The sequence below is a fragment of the Rhodococcus sp. UFZ-B548 genome (assembly GCF_903819475.1).
In the GTDB taxonomy this organism is placed as follows: Bacteria; Actinomycetota; Actinomycetes; order Mycobacteriales; family Mycobacteriaceae; genus Rhodococcus_F; species Rhodococcus_F erythropolis.
In genome coordinates this window covers 1-19221 of sequence record NZ_CAIJDS010000036.1, presented here as the reverse complement: position 1 = coordinate 19221, position 19221 = coordinate 1, and the positions used below count along the sequence as shown (strand labels likewise).

At 60.7% G+C, this 19221-nt stretch carries 20 protein-coding genes and 1 pseudogene; 8 read left to right on the top strand and 13 right to left on the bottom strand.

The window, feature by feature from the left end:
- Positions 1 to 75: 75 nt before the first annotated feature.
- A complete protein-coding gene (locus H7C86_RS25015; protein ID WP_182262421.1) occupies positions 76 to 552 on the top strand; it encodes a hypothetical protein in 477 nt (158 codons plus the stop codon).
- Positions 553 to 565: 13 nt separating this feature from the next.
- Here H7C86_RS25015 and H7C86_RS25010 read toward each other — a convergent pair whose 3' ends face one another.
- The gene (locus H7C86_RS25010) at positions 566 to 1336 is read right to left on the bottom strand and encodes a DUF4190 domain-containing protein (protein WP_182262420.1); all 771 of its coding nucleotides are present in this window, start codon (positions 1334 to 1336) and stop codon (positions 566 to 568) included.
- A gap of 175 nt (positions 1337 to 1511) precedes the next feature.
- On the opposite strand from H7C86_RS25010, the gene H7C86_RS25005 reads away from it, so the two are divergent.
- The 3 genes from H7C86_RS25005 to H7C86_RS24995 all read left to right on the top strand — a co-directional run bounded on the left by H7C86_RS25005 (position 1512) and on the right by H7C86_RS24995 (position 4339).
- Positions 1512 to 2219: a TetR/AcrR family transcriptional regulator gene (locus H7C86_RS25005; protein WP_020971059.1), complete on the top strand. Its 708-nt coding sequence runs from the start codon at positions 1512 to 1514 to the stop codon at positions 2217 to 2219.
- Entirely contained in the window at positions 2212 to 2949 is a 738-nt protein-coding gene (locus H7C86_RS25000) for an SDR family oxidoreductase (protein WP_182262419.1), read from the top strand. Before H7C86_RS25005 ends, H7C86_RS25000 begins: the two co-directional genes overlap by 8 nt.
- A gap of 82 nt (positions 2950 to 3031) precedes the next feature.
- A complete protein-coding gene (locus tag H7C86_RS24995) occupies positions 3032 to 4339 on the top strand; it encodes a serine hydrolase (RefSeq protein WP_182262418.1) in 1308 nt (435 codons plus the stop codon).
- A gap of 19 nt (positions 4340 to 4358) precedes the next feature.
- On the opposite strand, the gene H7C86_RS24990 is transcribed toward H7C86_RS24995, so the two are convergent.
- The 3 genes from H7C86_RS24990 to H7C86_RS24980 all read right to left on the bottom strand — a co-directional run bounded on the left by H7C86_RS24990 (position 4359) and on the right by H7C86_RS24980 (position 6688).
- A complete protein-coding gene (locus H7C86_RS24990) occupies positions 4359 to 5195 on the bottom strand; it encodes a DUF1206 domain-containing protein (protein ID WP_019745667.1) in 837 nt (278 codons plus the stop codon).
- A gap of 61 nt (positions 5196 to 5256) precedes the next feature.
- Positions 5257 to 5658, bottom strand: a complete 402-nt coding sequence (locus tag H7C86_RS24985) for a hypothetical protein (RefSeq protein ID WP_020971062.1) — start codon at positions 5656 to 5658, stop codon at positions 5257 to 5259.
- A gap of 58 nt (positions 5659 to 5716) precedes the next feature.
- Positions 5717 to 6688: a serine/threonine dehydratase gene (locus H7C86_RS24980; RefSeq protein ID WP_070795553.1), complete on the bottom strand. Its 972-nt coding sequence runs from the start codon at positions 6686 to 6688 to the stop codon at positions 5717 to 5719.
- A 167-nt stretch (positions 6689 to 6855) separates the two neighbouring features.
- On the opposite strand from H7C86_RS24980, the gene H7C86_RS24975 reads away from it, so the two are divergent.
- Positions 6856 to 7494, top strand: a complete 639-nt coding sequence (locus tag H7C86_RS24975) for an NAD(P)-dependent oxidoreductase (protein WP_019745669.1) — start codon at positions 6856 to 6858, stop codon at positions 7492 to 7494.
- A 2-nt stretch (positions 7495 to 7496) separates the two neighbouring features.
- Positions 7497 to 8444, top strand: coding sequence for a nuclear transport factor 2 family protein (locus H7C86_RS24970; RefSeq protein WP_019745670.1), 948 nt, complete (start codon positions 7497 to 7499; stop codon positions 8442 to 8444).
- A 38-nt stretch (positions 8445 to 8482) separates the two neighbouring features.
- Here the strand turns inward: H7C86_RS24970 and H7C86_RS24965 are convergent, their stop codons facing one another.
- From H7C86_RS24965 to H7C86_RS24950, 4 genes are all read right to left on the bottom strand, one after another.
- The gene (locus H7C86_RS24965; protein ID WP_019745671.1) at positions 8483 to 9649 is read right to left on the bottom strand and encodes an alkane 1-monooxygenase; all 1167 of its coding nucleotides are present in this window, start codon (positions 9647 to 9649) and stop codon (positions 8483 to 8485) included.
- 421 nt (positions 9650 to 10070) lie between these two features.
- A complete protein-coding gene (locus H7C86_RS24960) occupies positions 10071 to 11054 on the bottom strand; it encodes an ABC transporter substrate-binding protein (protein ID WP_092764801.1) in 984 nt (327 codons plus the stop codon).
- 95 nt (positions 11055 to 11149) lie between these two features.
- Complete coding sequence (locus H7C86_RS24955) at positions 11150 to 12007, bottom strand: AraC family transcriptional regulator (RefSeq protein WP_020971067.1); 858 nt, start codon at positions 12005 to 12007, stop codon at positions 11150 to 11152.
- Positions 12004 to 12948, bottom strand: a complete 945-nt coding sequence (locus H7C86_RS24950; RefSeq protein ID WP_182262417.1) for a D-cysteine desulfhydrase family protein — start codon at positions 12946 to 12948, stop codon at positions 12004 to 12006. The genes H7C86_RS24955 and H7C86_RS24950 overlap by 4 nt, the downstream gene beginning before the upstream one ends.
- Before the next feature lie 73 nt (positions 12949 to 13021).
- On the opposite strand from H7C86_RS24950, the gene H7C86_RS24945 reads away from it, so the two are divergent.
- On the top strand, positions 13022 to 13708 hold the full coding sequence (locus H7C86_RS24945; protein WP_182262416.1) for a dienelactone hydrolase family protein: 687 nt from the start codon (positions 13022 to 13024) through the stop codon (positions 13706 to 13708).
- A 13-nt stretch (positions 13709 to 13721) separates the two neighbouring features.
- Here the strand turns inward: H7C86_RS24945 and H7C86_RS24940 are convergent, their stop codons facing one another.
- Genes H7C86_RS24940 through kynB form a run of 3 tightly spaced genes read right to left on the bottom strand, consistent with a single transcriptional unit; the run spans position 13722 to position 17186 of the window.
- On the bottom strand, positions 13722 to 15155 hold the full coding sequence (locus tag H7C86_RS24940) for an amino acid permease (RefSeq protein ID WP_080909824.1): 1434 nt from the start codon (positions 15153 to 15155) through the stop codon (positions 13722 to 13724).
- Between the two features lie 52 nt (positions 15156 to 15207).
- Positions 15208 to 16473, bottom strand: coding sequence for a kynureninase (gene kynU, locus H7C86_RS24935; RefSeq protein WP_182262415.1), 1266 nt, complete (start codon positions 16471 to 16473; stop codon positions 15208 to 15210).
- On the bottom strand, positions 16470 to 17186 hold the full coding sequence (gene kynB, locus H7C86_RS24930; RefSeq protein WP_182262414.1) for an arylformamidase: 717 nt from the start codon (positions 17184 to 17186) through the stop codon (positions 16470 to 16472). The genes kynU and kynB overlap by 4 nt, the downstream gene beginning before the upstream one ends.
- 137 nt (positions 17187 to 17323) lie before the next feature.
- Between kynB and H7C86_RS24925 the strand changes: the two genes are divergently transcribed.
- Entirely contained in the window at positions 17324 to 17815 is a 492-nt protein-coding gene (locus H7C86_RS24925; protein ID WP_019745679.1) for an Lrp/AsnC family transcriptional regulator, read from the top strand.
- Positions 17816 to 18009: 194 nt separating this feature from the next.
- Here the strand turns inward: H7C86_RS24925 and H7C86_RS24920 are convergent, their stop codons facing one another.
- Positions 18010 to 18507, bottom strand: coding sequence for a hypothetical protein (locus tag H7C86_RS24920; protein WP_020971070.1), 498 nt, complete (start codon positions 18505 to 18507; stop codon positions 18010 to 18012).
- Positions 18508 to 19028: 521 nt separating this feature from the next.
- A pseudogene (locus H7C86_RS36985) lies at positions 19029 to 19221 on the bottom strand (hypothetical protein); the annotation flags it as partial.

Below are 19221 nucleotides of genomic sequence, written 5' to 3'. Positions count from 1 at the left end.
GACGTGTTTGCCACGGGACCCAACGCGCTGACGGTAAAAGGCCAACCGACGCTTCAACACATAGATTTCACCTTTTTGGATTCTTTTCGATTTCCCGACCGGCAGGGCTTCCCCGATTCATATCGCGCATTCATCCGGCACGCAGGGTGGGCGCGGACCTTCGGACTCTGGCTCATCTATCCGCCCGTCCTTCCCGGATTTGCCGACGGCTGGCAAGGGCGCGCCCGCAACCTCACCGCTCATCTTCATTCGGTCTACACAGAAGGACAGGATGACGAGTTCGATTGGATGATCGAACCCGACGGCGATTGGTCACTCCCCGACTCGCTGCAGGTTTTCGAATGGAGCGAAAACGGTGACGCCCTCCTGTGGGACACAGCATCACGCGACACCGACGGAGAGTTTCCGGTTTGGGAATCGCGATCGTTCAACTCCCTCCACCGCCTCGGCGGGAGCCTCTACGAAGCACTTCCGTCCATTCGCACCCGGACGGCGAGCCTGTTCGGACCCCGCGCCTACGACATCGAGCCACTCCAGCCCACCCAACTCTGACGCGCGACCCAAATTATCGAAAGGCCGCGGGCACAGCCACTAGTACGACACCTACGATGACGACCAGCGACAGATAGCCGAGAACGAGGCCGGCCACTGCCAATCCGCGCCCACTTTCGCCGGAACGGCGAATCTGGTTCAGCGACACATGGCCCACGGGAATAGCAAGAACCCCACCGAAGATTCCAAGTACCAGTGCGACGATGGCCAAGGCATTCGTACCGCCGACCACCCCTGGCGGCGGAAACACCCGCCTGACAGGCCCGAATGCCGAACGAAGGCTCCTCCCTAACAGCAGCGCCCCGACCATATACAGCGACAGTCCCGCCACTGATCCGGCTACCCAGGCTCCACGAAACGCCGGCCCGTCGACGTCGAGGATCCTCCCCGCCGCCCTTACCCCGGATCCTGCTGCACCGACCGCGATACTCAAATTCACTGCGCCAGGAAGAACGGCAAGCAAGGCAATAGCACCGATACCAAGCGAAAATGCCGGGCCACCTCGGCGCCGCCACGCCAACGAACTCATCAGCGCTGCGAACAAAGTCACAGCAATGCCTGAAAGCCCAGTCACAAATCCGACAACGACTCCCGTCTCGAAGTCCCCACCTAGATGACGAGCAACCCACTGTGCCCAGGCCCGTGCGGATGGCGGCCCGAGCGTCAGCGAGGCAACGACCGTTGCAACCGCAACACACGCCACGACACTGATGACCCGCAGAATCCACCCCAGATAACCGGAATGCGAATTATTCGGCGCAACAGTAGTTTCCGAGTCGATCACCAGGATTCCTTCGTTCAGAGTGTGACAACAGAACGGCTCTAGCCGTCACTCCACACAGAACCGTGGCCGGACCGGCTCACTCATCTGATCAAGTTCTGGTGCCTGTGTCTGTAGTTCGTTCGCACGACCAAACCCGCGATAGCAACGATTACACATTTGTGTTAGCGTTGTTTTCATGAGTTCGAGAGCAAAGATTCTGGCCGCAGCGACCGAGCTGCTCAACACCTCCCCCAACGGTGACATCTCCACCCGTGCCGTGTGCGAGATGGCCGGCGTCGGCGCCCCCGCGCTCTACCGTCAGTTCGGCGACAAGGACGGACTGCTCGCAGCCGTCGTCGAGGCAGGTTTCTTCGAATACCTCGAAGGCAAACGCGCTGCGACACCTTCCGATGACCCCGTCGCCGATCTACGGGCCGGCTGGGATGCGCATACAGCCTTCGCGCTCGCACATCCCGCTCATTACCGACTGATGCACTCACCTTCCGCCCAGAGTGCCGACACCGCCTTGCAAGCCCAGGCGCTACTTCGATCCGTTCTCGAACGATGCGCTGCGGCAGGCGCCCTGACCGTATCGGTCGACGTGGCTACACAGATGGTGATGTCCGCCAATGCGGGTGTCGCTCTGATGCTCGTCGTAAGGCCGGAACAGTACCCCGATCCGACACTGTCACAGCGAGTTCGCGACGGAATCTTCGCGTCCATCATCGACGAATCCGGCGCCCACCCGGACGCCTCCCTCAACAGAGTTGCATCCACTCTCGACGCTCAACTCGCCTCCGCAGATTCAACTTCCCTCTCCACCAACGAAGTCGGCCTACTACGGGAGTGGCTCCGCAAGCTGTCCGATGCACCCAAACCAGTTCAGGAGTTACATCATGACTGACACCACCACCCGCGTCGCCATCGTCACCGGAGCTTCCGGCGGCATCGGGCGAGCGACTGCCGAAAAGCTCGCCGCCGACGGAATGGCTGTCGCCGTGCACTATTCAGGAAATCTTCAACGCGCCCAGGAAACAGTTGACACCATCGTCGCAGCGGGCGGTCGCGCCATCGCGGTGCATGCCGACGTCGCCGACGAAGGTGAAGTCGGGGCCCTGTTCGATACGGTCGAGGAGGAGTTCGGGGGCATCGACGTCGTCGTCCATGCAGCCGGAATCATGATTCTCTCCACCGTCGCAGAACTGAACTTCGACGATTTCGATCGGATGCATCGGACCAACGTCCGAGGGACCTTCGTGGTCGACCAGCAGGCAGCCAGACGTGTCCGACGCGGTGGTGCGATCATCAATTTCTCCACCTCCGTGAAGAAGCTGGCGTTTCCGACTTATGCCGCGTACGCCGCCACCAAATGTGCTGTCGACGCGATCACTCTGGTTCTCGCGAAAGAGCTAAGGGGACGCGACATCACGGTCAACGCCGTAGCCCCAGGCCCCACGGCCACCGATCTGTTCCTGGACGGGAAAGACGAAGCTACAGTGGAGAACCTGTCCAAGCTGGCTCCTCTGGAACGCCTCGGCACACCGGTGGACATCGCGGAGGCTGTCGCGTTTCTCGCCGGCCCAGCTCGTTGGGTCAACGGCCAGGTCATCTACGTCAACGGTGGCGTGATTTAACAAATCCATCGTCTAAGGACCACACCTTGGCAATTCCGACAAAACAGTCAAACCAGTCGACTTTGGTTGTAATGTGCAAACAATGGAAAACCAGGATCGAGGGTCCGCCCGGACGTCACGACGACAGTTCATCAGCGTCGCAGGGCTGGCGGCAACCGCGGCCATAACCCTCGCGACCTCCTCGACCGCCAGCGCCGCCGGCCCCACGGCACCCAATCCAGGTTCGCGGGTCGGCGATCCTGCAGAAGCCCAAGCGGTACAGCGCGTCGCAGAGACACTGCTGAACAGCGGAGTCCCCGGCCTTGCCTTCGCCATCGTCAAACCGGATGAGAAGAACCGCAAAGCGAGTGTCACCACTACGTACCACTACGGCCAGGCCGACGTCGAAAACGGCGTGAGAGTCACTCCACGAACGCAATTCGAGATCGCCTCGGAGACCAAGACCTTCACGGCTGCACTACTGGCGAAACTGATCGCTCGGGGAGAAGTCGGATTGGACGACCTGGCGAGCAAGTACTCGGATGGCAACCTGCTGCCAAAAGGCAGCGGTGGCGAGGAGATCACGCTTCGCCAACTGGTCACCCACCGTTCCGGTCTTAGCGACGACCCACCCAATCTCTCGGCTGGGTGCGCAGATCCCACACAATCGTGTGTGGACGAGAAAGCGAAGTACACGAGAGACATGCTCTGGGAAGGACTCCGGGCTCCCGGGGCCTTGGAGTTCGCCCCCGGTAGCCACTGGCTGTACTCGGACTTCGGGTTCGGACTGCTCGGCACACTCATGGCAGACAAGATCATTCCGGGACAGGAGAAGCCGCCTTTCGCGGCAGCAGTCGCCCGCGAAATCACCGACCCGCTCGGGATGATGGGTACCGTGATCGAGACCAATGCAACCGACCTGGCCGTTCCGTACTACCTCGACGGCACAAGAGCCCCTCTGTGGAACAACACGGGTGCGATCGCAGGCGGGGGTGGCCTCGTCAGCACCGCCGAGGACATGTCGATCTGGGCCGCAACAACTCTCGGCTATGGCACCAACCCGCTCAAACCGGTCCTGACCTCGATGCTCGAGCAGATCGACACGCAAGCTCCGGAGAATCCTGCATTCGGAATGGGAATGGCGTGGCAGCTCCAACCCCCGACGCCGAACTTCCCACAACGGTTCGCCAAGAAGAACGGAGACAGCTCGGGATCCAACTGCATCACCCTGTTGGTTCCCGACAGCGGTTGGTCGATCACGATTCTGGCGAACGGTGGAAATGCGGCGATGATAGACCCTGCAGCAGTGAACCTGATGCATGATCTGGTTCCGAGACGACCGATATTCGGTAGCTCGACGGGAAGTTCGTCGGGCAGCGACGTCGGTTTCCAGACCGGGTCATTCGGATAGACCCACTTACCCGCGGGCGCTACATCTTCGTCGAGCGTGCCATCACGAAGCAGTAGAGCCCGTAGGTGATGATGCCCAATCCGGCAAGGATCAGCAGGGCCACTCCGTACGGCTGCGCACCCAGCGTCTTGAACGCTCCGTCGAGTCCGGAGGACTTGCCGGGTTCGGAACTGTTGACCGCGAGAAGAACCAGAACGCCGACAGCAGCGATGGCCAAGCCCTTGGCGACGTACCCGACGGTTCCGAGTCGGCGCACGAAGTTGCTGGGTGTGCCTTTCAAATCATCCAGGAAGTTCTGGCTCGCGCCCTTGTACACGTGGTAAACACCCACAGCGATGATCGCGATCCCACCGATCACCAATGCGATAGTCCCCAGCGTGTTCTCCATCAAACGCGCCGTGATTCCCGCACTCTGACCGCTGCTGGACTTCCCGCTTCCGCGGGCGAATCCGAATGCAGTGAAAGCAAAACCGAAATAGACGAGCGAAATGCCCAGAGCCTTTGCGCGGTTGAAGAACTCCTTCTTCTTGTCGTCCGAGGACGGCGACGACGAGCTCCCCAACGCAGCTTCGGCCAATCTCCACAACGCCATGGCAAGGAAGGCCACGACGCCGACCCACAGAGCGAAGACACCCCCTGGTTTTCCTGCCAACTCGGCCATCGCACCCGATTGGTCCGCAGACCCGGATCCACCGAGAGCAAGGCGGATCGCGATATATCCGATCAGCAGATGAACCACACCGCTGACGACGAATCCTGCGCGGGCAAAGCGCTCGAAGACATTGTTCTGTGCGACGTCAGCCGCCGTGGACGTGACACTTTTCTGGTCCTGCGGTGACGATTCTTTGTTCATCATGATCGTCGAACCATATACGGGCAGACGCTTCCCTCGAACGCCTGCATCAAGTGTTTCGAGATCAAGGGTTTCGAGGGTTCTGATCCGGCGTCGACCGCGGTTCTTCGGGGTTGGGAACCTTGGGGTCGATCGTGTCTGCATGATCTCGTTGCTGGTTCAGTTCCTCGCGAGAGCTCGTCGCCTCTTTCCGATGTTGCGCTGCATGATGTTGCAGCGCAGACGCTTCCGCCGCTTTGGCGTCGGCCTCTGCCTGCACCATGCGCGCTTTGGCTGCTGTCTCTTCTGCCCGCGCCTCGCGCTCGCCTACTTGCAGCGACTTGTCTGCGACGTCTTCGCGGATCTGTTCTGCCTCGATGTGACGACGCTCGTCGCGCCTGTTTCGCGCCACCCACAGGAGTGCGGCCACGATCGCTATCACCACGACCACGGCAACAATTATCCAGATAATGCTGCTGGTACTCATACTGCGAGAGGTACCCACCTGGGACTTTCTCACACGCAGGCAAAGAAATACGCAAAAATTACAGGTCGGTCGGATGCGTGTTGGCACCGCACAAAACGACGCACAATTCACCGTCGGACGGCGGCGTCACCGTTCCGTTCAGAACCGGAACCATTGCTGCCGCGGTTCCCAACTCCACCAGGATCCGGAACTCCCGCCACAGGAACGCCCGCGCCTGCCGGATCGAATCATCGTCGACCACAACGCTGTTAACCGAACTCTCATGCAGCGTCTCCCAGGCGATGGCGCCAATCCGTGTGGCCCCCAATGAGTCCCCGGCGATACTGTTCACTTCGATATCGATCGGACGCCCCGCATCGAGCGAGGTGTGCAAGGTGGCAGCCCCGGTCGGCTCGACGGCTACCACTTGATCTTCGGGACGAGCCGCCGCGACGATTCCAGAGACCAACCCGCCGCCGCCGACTGCAACGCAATACGTGATCGGTCCGGATGCGTCGTCCTCGATCTCGAGAGCAATGGTCCCGGCTCCGCTGACGATGTCGGGCAGGTCGTAGGCGTGCAGTTCGAGCGCACCGCTCGAGCGTGCGATGTCCGCCGCAGCGGCAGCGGCGAGTGCATACCGGTCGCCGACCTTGTGAACGGTTGCACCCAGCTCCCCAAGTGCCTTCACCTTTGCTTCGGGCGCTGTCTCCGGCACCACCACTGTGCAGGTGAGTCCTCGGCGCCGCGCGGCCCACGCAGCGCCGATCGCAGCGTTGCCGCCGGACGCGATCACCACGCCTGCGTCAGGCATGGTGCCGTCGGCGACCGCTCGTTCCACTGCATTGAGACTGCCGCGCACCTTGAAGGAGCCGCCGTGTTGGAGGTACTCGAGCTTGAACAGAACCGGCACCTCACCGTGTGGTGTCGGCACCGCAGTTCGAAAGATGGGAGTACGCCGCGCCAGTCCTGCGATACGAGTCCGTGCGGCTTCGACATCCGAGCGCTCGATTGCCAGCGGACCTGCGTTGTTGTCGGCGGTGAGAGTCATGTACCAACCCTACGGTTCGCAACTTCGACCCGAAGCAGTCGGCCCATCGTCATCAAGATGTCTGTTTTTCACCAATTACTGCCCGCATCTGACCGAGACATCGACCTTCCAGGTGAATAAATTTACTACTACAAACACAACGACGACAGCAAGGAAAGGCACACGCCATGTCGAAGATCGCAGTATTCGGTGGAAACGGTTTTGCAGGAAGTGCAATCGCGAAGGAAGCCGCTTCACGCGGCCACGAGGTAACCGTCGTCGCTCGCAGCGCGCAGTCCGGAACCGACACGAATGTCGTGCAGGGTTCGGTTCACGACAACACGATCGTGGAGCAGATCACGGCAGACAACGACGTCGTTGTCGTTGCCATCCCCGCTCGCGAGATCGACGGCAAGCGCCTGCTCGACGCCGTCACTCCCCTCGCCGATGCCGCCGCACGCAACGGTGCTCGCATTGCCGTAGTCGGTGGCGCCGGCAGCCTGTTGGTCGCCGAGGGTGGGCCGCGCGTCGTCGACACCCCCGATTTCCCGGACGCATACAAGGGTGAGGCGCTCGCTCACGCCGACGTCCTCGACGCGCTCCGCGCAACTGACAGCAATGTCGACTGGTTCTACGTGAGCCCGGCCGCAGCGTTCGGTGCCCATGCCGGCGTCGCCCCGAAGGGATCGTTCCAGTTGGGTGGCGACATTCTCCTGACGGACGCCGAGGGTAACTCCGCCGTCGCGGGCGAAGACTACGCCCACGCTTTTGTCGACGAGATCGAGACTCCGGCCCACCGTCGCCAGCGTTTCACCGTCGCACACTGAACATGAGCAACCTTCGTAGGCGCGCAGCCTGGATCGCTGTTCCCGCTGCCGCCGCTCTCCTGCTCACCGCGTGCTCCAACGACGCGGAATCCGCAACGCCCAGCAGTTCTGCGACGTCCACGAGCGTTGTTGCCGAACAGGGCGATCAACTCGAATCCAACAAGACCGTCGTCACGGACTTCTACGAACTGGCGTTCAACGGCCGTCAGGTTCAGCAGGCCGCCGACCGGTACCTTGGCGACGTCTACACCCAACACAACCCCACTGCCGCCGACGGGGCAGCCGGATTTGTCAGCGGCATAGGCGGTTACGTCGAGGCCACACCCGGATTGCACGCCGAGATCACTCGTGTTTTCGCCGAGGGCGATCTGGTTGCCCTCCAGTCTCACACCACGTCTGCACCTGGCGACCGCGGCCAGGCCGTGTTCGACATCTTCCGCGTCGACAACGGCAAGATCGTCGAACACTGGGATGCCATTCAAGACGTGCCGGAAACGTCCGCAAATCCGAACACGATGTTCGACGGACCCACCTCGTCGCCGTCCAAGTCGTCAGAAGTCTTGGAGCGCAACACGGCCAACGCGTTGACGTTCCTGCAGCTCGCCTTCAACGAAGGCAAAGCCGCCGAGGCTGCCGACCAGCTGGTCGGTCCGACCTACACCCAGCACAACCCCTCGTTCGCTGACGGCAAGGACGCATTTGTCACCGCACTGGCCGGGATCGAACCCGTTACCGGAGACAAGGCCACCAAGTTTCCACGGACGGTAGCCGAGGGCGACTTCGTCTTTGTTCAGACCTTCGCTTCGTCCGGTGAGGGAACGGCCGGCAGCGGCTCGATGGACATCTTCCGATTCGACGAGAACGGCAAAATTGTCGAACACTGGGACGCGGTCCAGGACTACCCTTCGACGACCGCAAGCGGTAACACCGTGTGGGATGACGGTCGCTGAGACGACAACTCCGAACAGTTCAGCGGACGGCTACGTGATCAGCCGACGTTGATTCGTTCTGTGTCGCCGTCGTAGTAGTCCAACAATCTCTGATCCATCACCCGGCGCCACAGTGGTGGAATCCACGCGATCACGATCATCACTGCGTAGCCGGCCGGAAGTTGCGGCGCTTCGGCCGCGCTACGCAGACTTTGGTACCGCAGCTTCGGGTTGGCGTGGTGATCGCTGTGCCGCTGCAGTTGGTAGAGAAACAGATTGCTCACGACGTGATCGCTGTTCCAACTGTCAGCGGGGCTGCAGCGAACGTACGAGCCGTCAGCACGCTTGCCACGCAGCAGACCGTAATGCTCGAGGTAGTTCGCCGCTTCGAGGAAGGTGAATCCGGCAACTGCCTGCAGCAGGAGCCAGGGCGCGACCGCCCAACCGAAGATACCGATCAGCGTCGCGAAGAGGACAACACTCATCGCCCAAGCGTTGAGAATATTGTTCTCGAAGCTCCAGGTTCGTTTGCCTTTCCTCTGGAGTCGCGCGCTCTCGATGCGCCATGCCGAACGCAGCCCGCCGAACACACTTCGTGGCAAGAACCTCCAGAAGCTCTCACCGAACCGTGAGCTGGCCGGGTCCTGCGGAGTAGCTACACGCACATGGTGGCCGAAATTGTGTTCCACGTAGAAGTGCCCGTAGAGAGATTGCGCAAGCGCCACTTTCGCGAGCCACTGTTCGCTCTTCTCGCTCTTGTGGCCGAGCTCGTGGGCCGCGTTGATACCGACGCCGGCGACGACGCCCACCGTGAACGACATCGCGATCTTCTCCGCGATTCCCATCGGAGCGTTGATCCAGCACCAGCAGGCGAAGACCAGACCGGCGTATTGCAAGGGGAGGAACGCGTAAGTGCACCAGCGGTAGTAGCGGTCCTTCTGCAGTCGTGGGATCGCATCGTCCGGCGGACTTTCGCCATCTTCACCAGCCAACATGTCGATGATCGGGATGACGATGACCAGCAGCCACGCGCCGGTCGCCCAGAACAATCCGAGACGAAGGTTGTCGACGAGAAACCAGGAGATGAACGGGCTGAGTGGAATCAGCAATCCGAGCGGCCACAGGTACCTTTTGCGGTCGCGCCAGCGCGGGTTTTCGCCAGACGGCGAGTCGGTGTTCTGGACAGCCTTCGATTCGGTATGCCGTGCGTCGGAAGTCGCTGTCATTCGCCGATCTCGCCTTTCGTCCCCTCGAACGATTCGCCCCACGCACCGTTCACGCTCAGCAAACCACGACTCGCGCGCTGACGGATGTGGCCGTGAACGCACGACGCCCTACTGGAAACCCGACCGGGACACATGTCCGGCACGCGCTCTCCCCCGAGTAGCCACTGTTCACCCCGACAGCTGATTCGGACAAAATACCCTATCGATCTGCGGCAATGGACACCGCATCAATCTTTTGCCGCGCCTCGAAGCGTCAAGGGTTTGGCAAGACCAGCCCTGGTCCGATTCAACGAAGTAACGGTAACCATCAGTGACAGAAATCATAAGCAGAGGACAGGATTCTCACCCGGAGCGGCAACCAAAAAGACTGCGCGCCCTCAACTGGTCAGTTGCGGGCGCGCAGTCAAAAGGTGAGCAAGCGTCAGAGCGTTGCAAACACCTTCGTTTTCACTTCGTTCAGCCAACCGTTCGCGGTCACGAAATCTGTGACACTCGACTGCAATCCGAAAACGTGCCCAGCCTGCGCCGCCGGCAGCCTCGTGAAGAGGTTGTCGTCGAGGACCGCTTGAACCGCCGCATTGGTCGATCCGTCCGCGTTCAGCGGATACAGCACGACCGTCACACCGTTCATGATGTCGGCCAGCTGCTCCATCGGGTAGGACTCGTATCCGGCATCGGTGTAATTGGTCGGAACACCGGGCCCGTACGCCAATCCGAGTTCGTTGACGACCAAATTGCCGATCGCACCAGTGGGCTGCTGAACCGAGAAAGCGCCGGGTGCGTCTCCGAGCGAAATGTGAATCCACTTGTTGTTCGCGATCACGTCCGCGTACTCGCCACGAACAAGTTCGAGATTCTCTTCGTAAGCAGTGCGCGTCGACTCGAGCACGTCCGTCTTGCCGATCGCCTCGGCGATCTCCGTGGTGATCGTCTTCCAGTCACCTCGACTCTCGCCCTTGACGATGACAGTGGGCGCAATGCCAGACAGACGGTCGAACGCCGCTTGGTCCACCTCGTCGGCGTCGCCGACGATGATGTCGGGATCTGCCGCAGCGATCGCTTCAAAGTTCATTTCCCCGTAGGGCCCGATGGTCGGGAGCCCGTCGACGAAGGCCTGCTGCTCGGGCGTGAATTCACTGATCCACTTGCCGTAGTCCTGCACAGCAGCCGGTTTCACTCCGAGGGACATGAGCTGCCAAGGAGTGTCGTACGACGCGGCGACGACGCGCTCCGGCGAGGCGGGAACCTCGATGTCCCCGTATGCCGATGCAACGGTCCGGACGTCCGTCGGCTCGGAGTCGGCCGATGACGAGGAACAGCCAGTCACCACCATCGCACCGACAACGGCAACTGCCGCCGCTGCGATGACTCTGGAACCGAAAGAAAATGATCGAATTGCGCGCACGCAGAACTCCTACAGAGGTGATTGTTTAGCCAACCCTAAGTTCATTCTGTGGCACGACACAAGTCCGATCGAGGCGCTTTGAGTCGCTGTTCGGACTAGTCCTGTAGCCAATCGGTCATTGGCGCGCGCGGATGATCGATCAGGCTTGCGAACTCCCCCGGGGTCACACCCATCGTTCGACGAAAAGCCGCACCGAACGCGCTTTCGGAACGGAAACCCGTCTTCCTCGATACAAACGAGATGCTTCGACCGAGTGCCAGAAGTTGCATCGCATGATGAGCCCGCAGTCGCATACGCCATTCCGAGAAGGTCAAGCCGGTTTCGGCCGGAAACCTTCGTGTGAGAGTCCTCGTACTGACCTTCGCGTCGGTGGCCCACTCCTCGACCGATCGGGTGTCGGCCGGGCTGGCAACCAACTGATCTGCGATCTGCCGAAGCCACGGCGTCGTCGGCAGCGGCACATCGAAAATCAGTCGCGGAACGGGTTCGACGAGGTCGATGGCAAACGCCTCGGCTCGTCGACGAGCCGCGTCGGTCAAGTCGTCTCGGGTGAGGTGATCGAGTACTTGTTCGAGCAGCGGAGGGGTGGACAAGGCCACCACACGATCCAACCCGGTCACATCGGATGCCACCAACCACGTGCACGACAATTCTGTGCCGCTACGCGCCGTCACCTCGTGGGGAACATAGGACGGGATCCACAGACTGACCCCGCTCGGCACCGTGTACACAGTCTCCGGAGTACGGACCTCGAGAACACCGTCGATCGCCCACAGCAATTCGTGATCGCTGTGGCGGTGCATCTCCCACGTGTAGTCGGAGTCGACTGACAGCCGATTGGTCGCCAAACGCAGATACCCGTCGGCACTGACGCGCAGCGGTCGCACGACGCGTTGCCACTCGGACAGCTCGTCGAGCGGGCTGCTGAGCGGGTAGTCGATCTGCTCGCTCACCGCAGCGTCGACAGTTCGGGATGTCCGAACAGGCCAGGTAACCCACCGGTGTGCAGGAAGACCGTTTCTGATCCCACCGTGATGGCTTTGTCCTTCACGAGTTGGATCAAACCCGCAAAGGCTCGGCCGGTGTACGTCGGGTCGAGGAAGATGCCCTCCGTACGAGCCAAACATCGGATCGCGCCGGCTGATGCTTCCGTGAGCGTCGAATATCCTTGTCCAACTTGGTTTCGCAGGATCTGAAGATCCGCGGCTCGCACGATCGGACCAGGCATCTCGTCCAATAACCCAGCGACAGTCGACACTGGATCGGCAACAGCCCCGACATCGACGCCGACAACTCTGTCGACGCCCAGATGCGCGACAAGTCCAGCCATCGTTCCGCCCGATCCGAGTGCAACCACGACGCGTTCCACTCCGGGGAGTTGCTGCTCGATCTCGCGTGCGCAGTCGACGTAACCCTGCGCGGCCACCGCGCTGGTACCACCGAAGGGAATGACAAAAGGAACTCCGCCCGAGTCAGCGACGGCCTGCACCGCGGCGTCGACCGCGGATGCCGTGTCCCCACCGGCCCAGACGATCTCAGCGCCCGCGAGTGCATCCAGAACGAGATTTCCCTGCGCGGATTCCGGCTCGGCACCACCGAGCACCAGCACACAACGCAATCCCAAACGGGCTGCTGAGGATGCAGTCAACCGAGCGTGATTGCTTTGCGGTGCACCGGTAGTGATCAAAGTCGTCGCGCCGACGGCCAAAGCCTGAGCGCAGGTGTACTGCAGCTTTCGGATCTTGTTGCCGCCGCCGCCTAGTCCGGTGACATCGTCACGTTTGATCCACAGGTCTTCCGGCCCCAATCCGAGTGCCTTCGCGCAACGCGCCAAAGGTTCGACGGGCGTCGGCCAACTGCCCAGGCTGATCGGCGGAACGTCGGAACTGAACATTCGACGAGTCTAGTTCGACCGGGCACCCACAGTCCGTACTCGAATACAGTCCGTACTCGCATACAGTCGGGACATGGGAACTTTCACGACGACCACACGTGACGTACCGCTGACCGTCAGCCGACCGGATTCGCCGAGTGAACCGAGACATGCGGTAGTAGTTCTCCAAGAAGCGTGGGGCGTGAACCAACACATCGAGAGCATCCTCGAACGCCTCGCCGACGCCGGCTACCTTGCCGTCGCCCCGCATCTCTACCACCGCGGCGCACAGACCTCCTTCACCGACTTCCCGTCCGCGAAGGATGCGCTCATGGCACTCGACAGCACAAGCATCGGCCACGACGTACGTGCCGCCGTCGACTACAGCCGATCCGAGGGAGCAGACAGAGTCGGCTCCCTCGGATTCTGCATGGGCGGCACCGCGTCACTGTGGTGTGCCGCGGTACCCCTCGTCGATTCCGCTGTCACGTACTACGGCGGCGGTGTCGCCGAGGCCCGATGGGACGGAATCGCGGCAGGCACCGAACTTGCAGCGCAACTGCAGGTCCCGTGGCTCGGTCACTACGGCGACCTCGATCCGAGTATCCCGCCGGAGAGCGTCGAGCAATTGCGCGCAACCGCGTCCGATCTCACCCGGGTGTACCGCTATGCCGACGCCGGCCACGCGTTCAACAACGACACTTCGACCAGCCACTACGCCCCGGATTCTGCTGCCCTCGCCTGGACCCGCACTATGGAGTTCTTCGCCGAAACCCTGTGATTCCCAATGCGAGTCAGGGCACCCGCTTGACCACCGTGCCGGTGATCTCGTCCTGAACCTGTTCAGCCGTTACCGCTCGACTCTGCGCCCGACGTGATCGGGTGAAGTAGTAGATGCCGATCACGGCAAGAACAAACGGAACTCCGAACACCAGCGTCATCTTGAAATCGTCGACCCACAGCGTGGTGATCAGAATCGCGACCATGAGGACTCCGCCGAGGATTGTTCCCACCGGAAAGAACGGAATCGTGAAGGAAAGTTTGGTTCCGTCCTCCTTCATCCGCTTGCGAAAGAACCAGTGCGTCACGAAGATCAGCAGCCACGTCGCCATCGCTCCGAACATCGACAACGAGATCATCAACGTGAATGCCTGCTCGGGAAAGAGAACGTAGACGATGGTCGCGACGGCGATGCCCGACGTCGACAGCAGCAAGGCGTTGACCGGCGAGCCGTTGGCCCTGACCTTGCCGAGAATGGCCGGCGCGTCACCAGCACGCGAGAGCGAGAACATCATTCGCGAAGACACGTACAACTGACTGTTCATCGCGGACAGCGCGGCAATGATCACCACGAAGTTCAGCACACTGTCTGCGCCCGGAATCTTCACGACCTGCATCACCGTGACGAAAGGGCTTCCGCCGCTCAAGATCTTGTCCATCGGAGCAATTGCCAGAATCAAAGCAAGGGTTGCGATGTAGAAGACGAACAGCCGGACGATCGTCACACGGAACGCCTTCTTCACCGCCACCGCGGGGTTTTCCGCCTCACCGGCCGCAATGGCGATCATCTCGATGCTCAAGTAGCTGAAGATCGATACGATCACGGCAAACCACATGCCGGACAAACCATTCGGAAAGAATCCGCCACCGGCCGTGTAGTTGTGGAATCCATAGTCCGGGTTTCCGCTACCGAACACGACGTACGCTGCCATCACGATGAATGCCACGATCGCGAAGACCTTGATCGTCGAGAACCAGTACTCCATCGTTCCGAAGGCCTTGACGTTGAACATGTTCACGCCGATCAACACTCCGGAGAACAACACGATCCACAGCCACGACGGTACGTCGGCGAACCAGAACTGCATGTATTCACCGATCGCGGTGACCTCGGTACCGACCGCGAGGACGATGCATGACCAGTAGAGATAGCGAACGAGGAAGCCGATCAACGGTCCGACGTAGAATTCGGCGTACGCACCGAACGAACCCGATGTCGCATGTGCGACGGTCATTTCGGCGAGGGCACCCATCAGCAGCAGGGCGATCAACCCGCCGATCGCGTAACTGATGATGACGCTCGGGCCGGCAAATCCGATGGCGAACTTACTGCCGAGGAAGAGTCCGGTGCCGATTGCACCACCGAGCGCGATCATGCTCATCTGCTTGGGGCCGAGTTCGCGTTTGAGACCTGATTCTCGCTGCTGAATGTTTTTGAAATCACTCATGAAAGCTCCTTGCGAAAGGCGGTACCTCCCGGTCCGCGGAAACTTGGAAGAATCAGGTGACTGCGTCGCGCTCGCGGAATTCGGGGCGATCCCAGGACTTGTTCTCGAGGATGTCTCGCAACACGTCGACGGCGTTCCACACGTCGGCATATCCGAGATAGAGCGGAGTGATACCGAACCTCAGCACTCCTGGTTCGCGGTAGTCGCCGATCACGCCCCTCGCGATGAGAGCCTTCATGATCGAATAGCCCTCGGGATGAACAAAACTCACGTGCGAGCCACGACGCTCGTGCTCGCGGGGCGTGATCAACTCCAAACCGTAGGCCGCGCAACGCTCCTCGACGAGGCTGATGAAGAGATCGGCCAGCGCGAGCGACTTGCTGCGGATGTCGGCCATGTCAGCTTTGAGCATGACGTCGAGACCACACTCGACGAGTGACAACGACGTGATGGGTTGAGTACCACTCAGAAACCGTCGTATTCCTGCGCCCGGTTCGTAGGCCGACTCCATCGCGAACGGTCGCGCGTGCCCCCACCACCCGGACAGCGGCTGGATTCCGGTGTTCTGATGGCGACGGTTGACCCAGATGAATGCAGGTGAACCCGGACCACCATTGAGGTACTTGTACGTACACCCGACCGCGAAGTCGGCGTCGGCGCCGCTCAGATCGACAGTGACGGCGCCGGCCGAGTGTGCGAGATCCCAGATCATGAGGGCGCCACGTTCCTGCACTGCTGCAGTGACTTCCGTCATCGCATACAGGTTTCCGGTGCGGTAGTTGACGTGCGACAACATCACTACGGCGGTGTCTGGTCCTACTGCTTCGGTGAGGTCGCCCGGTTGGTCGATCAGGCGTAGTTCGTATCCCTGATCGAGCAGCGAGATGATGCCCTCCGCAATGTAGAGGTCAGTGGGGAAATTGTCGCGCTCGGAGACGATCACCTTCCGGCTGGAATCCTGCGCAGCCGCGATGGACAGTGCGGAGGCCAATGCCTTGAACAGGTTGATCGACGTCGAATCCGTCACTACCACTTCGCCTTCACCTGCTCCCAGCAACGGGGCAAGTTTGTCACCGAGGCGGACCGGGAGGTCGAACCATCCAGCCTCGTTCCAACTGCGAACCAAGCCGTTGCCCCACTCGTCGCCGATCACTCTCGCGGCGCATTCCTGCGCAGCAATGGGACGCGCGCCGAGCGAGTTTCCGTCGAAGTAGAGAACGCCCTCCGGAATCGCGAACTCGCGGCGGAACTCCCTCAGGGGATCCACTGCGTCGGCCTTGACGCAGTCTTCCAACGAAAGGGTGGTTGTCGATGTCATGACGATTCTTCTCCTGCATGTGTCGGCGTTGAGGGTGATGAAGGCAGAGTCCGGAGCACGGCCCGTACCGGGCTGGCATCGAGGTCGAGGAACTTCAGCGGCAGTGCGATCAACTCGTAGTAGCCTTCGTCGACGTCGTCGAGGCAAAGTCCTTCGAGGATCGCGACGCCACGATCGCCTGCCGCGTGGTGCCCGTCCATGGTCTTGCTGTCCATCGGATCGAACGAGGCGCCGTCGATTCCGATCAGAACTCCACCGCGGTCGGCGAACCAGTGGGTCAGCTCCGGAGAAACGCCGGCGAAGTCGTTGTCCCACTCGCGCGGGTACTTCGGGTAAGTCCTCAGAATCAGCCGCTGCGGCAGATGGCCGCCGAGTCGCTCCACCGTCTCTTCGACGGGCCTGATGCATGCGGCACCGTCGACGCCCGTCATGTCGACCACCAGTGCTTCGCCGAGATAGGGCTCGAGGGGAACAGAACCGATGGGCGCACCGCCGATGCGGGTGTGCGCCGGCGCATCGGCGTGAGCACCGATATGAGGAGTGGTGGTGATTCGGTTGATCGTGACGGCGTCACTGTCGCCGAGGTCTGACGTAACAGCGCGGGTGAAGGCGGTATCGCCTGGCCACACGGGCGTCGATTCGGAGATCGGCGGGCTGATGTCGATCAACCGCGCCCCCGAATCGCCCGTGTGTCGGCCGATCCTCGGAACCATCCGGACCCCTTCGTCGCAACAGTCGACTGTGTCGATCTCGACCGTTTGATAATTCGATGTGTTTGGCAAAAGCTAGAATCATCGACGGGCGCGGTCAATAGTTGCTGAATATTTTCGCAACGGCAGGGAGAAATCGGATGATTAATGCGATCGAACGGGCGGCAGCCGCGGCTCGGCCGAATCATGTTCGGCTCGACGACGTCGATACGGCGATTCTCCGCGAACTCGTCCGGGATGCACGCATCCCCAACAATGCACTCGCCGAGAAGGTCGGGATAGCGCCGTCGACCGCTCTGGCGCGGATGCGTGCGCTACGCGAATCGGGCGTCATCAAGGGGTTTCACGCAGACATAGACCTCGAGCTACTCGGCCTCGAGATCTCGGCGATGGTGTCGATTCTGATTCACTCCCACGCCAGGAGCCGGATGACGGAAATTGCCGAGCACCTGAGCGGACTGGATTCCGTTCAGCGAGTGTTCCTGATGAGTGGGGACCGTGATCTCCTGGTGCACGTCTCGTGTGAATCTCCCACTCGGCTTCGCGATTTCGTCAGCGCGCACCTCAACGATCCGGCCATCGCCAATACCCAGACCAACTTGATCTTCAGCGAACTGCGGCAGGGTGACTGAACCGCAGGGCACAGCAATCATCGTCGATCGATCGCACCAGTCGTCTGGCTGCCGTTCGATCATGTGAGCACAAGTGAAACGGGGTGGGTGCATTGGATTGCACCCACCCCATCCTTGAACTACCTCGTCAGCCGACAGTCAGACCTCACGTGCGGACTCAAGATGTCGCTCGGTCAAATCAGTCGACGGATTATCTACGAGGCAACGAAATTAAAGTGGTACGCCGAGTTGGAACTGAGCGATCCGTACTGATGCGCTGCAAAAATGATCGTTCCGATGTTCGTAGTCCCGAAAACTGCTGCACTCTTCCACGGATTGTTGGTGATGGTGGTGAACGGTGACGGCGGGGTGCCGGCAGTGAGCTTGACCGTGGCTCCGCCCAGTACATCAGCCTTCATCGTATTCGGAGCCTGGATACAGTAACGCCCCGCTGAATCGGTGGTCGCGGTATACGTCGTGGAGGGTGCCGTGCTAATCACGCCGGAGATTACGACCCCGGAGACACCTTGTGCGGCCGCCGGTGGTGCGGCGTTGTACTCCAACCCCGCACCGCTGTAAACGTTGCCACACAGCTGGTAATCAGCGGTAGGTACGGCCTCGACCGCGGGAGCGGCAGAAGCGGTTCCTGCGAACGCGAGGGCAGCGGCGGACGCAAGAACACCCGCACCAATTCCGACTCTCTTAAATCCCATGACTGTGAACACCTTTCGTAGATGAAACGCGAACGAATCGCTATTCGAATCTTCTGTCCACTGTGCGGCTCGGAAACCTCCTGTTTGCACGCCATTCAGAGCGCAGGGAAGACACATGGTTCATGCAGCTGTGGCGATGATCTGAGTTTCCCCGTCTTGGGCACTCGGCAGTTCGACGCTCCGGCCGTGAACTGAACTAACCGTCGTGCTACATACACTATATGCACTTTTTGTTACGCTTGTCGGCGATTTAGACATTCTCAAAAATGTTGCACAACATCACTTTTCGAGATCCTTCGTTGCCACTAGGGCGCAGGATGTGGTCCCGCCAGCCACACAGGCAGTCAGATAGCGAAGACGCTCATGCAACACTTCCTCGGCACAATCACCAGTGTTCGATTGCACGAAGAGAGGTGGGCGCACCACGTGCACCCACCTCATCAATCAACTTCAGAAAACACCTGTGCCGAAACATCTTTCGAGCTACGAGATTGGTGAATTCGTCCACCAATCAAGTGGCGTCACCTGCCGGCGCTGAGCGACTCTGCGCTGGACCAGCCCGCACCTTCGGCGGAAGCAGTGCTGAGGCCGAACAATACAACCCCAACGAAACTCGACATGAGATTGACCATCCCTGCCCAGTAGTCTGACGACATCTTTGAACCGTGCCGGGTTTGATGCCGCATCCGTTTTTGTGAAGGATGCAGATCATGC